This is a genomic window from Vibrio sp. 1641 (assembly GCF_033339995.1).
GTDB classification, from domain to species: domain Bacteria; phylum Pseudomonadota; class Gammaproteobacteria; order Enterobacterales; family Vibrionaceae; genus Vibrio; species Vibrio alginolyticus.
In genome coordinates this window covers 1-581 of the sequence record NZ_JAWOVP010000364.1, presented here as the reverse complement: position 1 = coordinate 581, position 581 = coordinate 1, and the positions used below count along the sequence as shown (strand labels likewise).

Genomic DNA, 581 nt, shown 5'->3' with positions numbered 1-581 from the left:
CGGCTGCTTCTTTCTAACAATGCCGTGCCGAGTTCGTCTTCCAGCTTACGTATTTGACCACTAAGCGTTGGCTGACTGACAAAACACGCCTCTGCCGCTTTGCGAAAATGCTTGTGCTCCGCCAGTGCGACTAAGTACTCAAAATCCCGAATATTCATAACACACGATTCGCTTCTATTTTATGATAGTCAATGTCTATCAAAACCATAGCATCAAACGATTAGAGCTATCAAAGGATTTTTACAATAATGGGCTCAACAAAACGAAACAGAGCCAAACGACAAGTCACGCTCTAAACGCTTCACTCGAATATTTTAAAGGAATCAATATGTTTGTATCTAAAGAAGGTCAAAACGTACCACAGGTTACTTTCCCGACTCGCCAAGGTGATACTTGGGTGAACGTTACCTCGGATGATCTATTCAAAGGCAAAACCGTGATCGTATTCAGTTTGCCTGGAGCGTTTACACCGACTTGTTCTTCTAGCCACTTACCTCGTTACAACGAGCTATTCCCTGTGTTCAAAGAACACGGTGTTGATGAAATTTTGTGTATTTCGGTAAACGACACATTCGTTATGA

At 42.3% G+C, this 581-nt stretch carries 2 protein-coding genes; one reads left to right on the top strand and one right to left on the bottom strand.

Annotated elements, in window-relative coordinates; genetic code table 11:
* Positions 1-158 (bottom strand): LysR family transcriptional regulator (locus tag R7Z47_RS26010; protein WP_318130922.1); only part of this gene is annotated, 158 nt, incomplete at its 3' end.
* 170 nt (positions 159-328) lie between these two features.
* Here R7Z47_RS26010 and R7Z47_RS26005 point away from each other — a divergent pair.
* Positions 329-581 (top strand): redoxin family protein (locus R7Z47_RS26005; protein WP_318130921.1); only part of this gene is annotated, 253 nt, incomplete at its 3' end.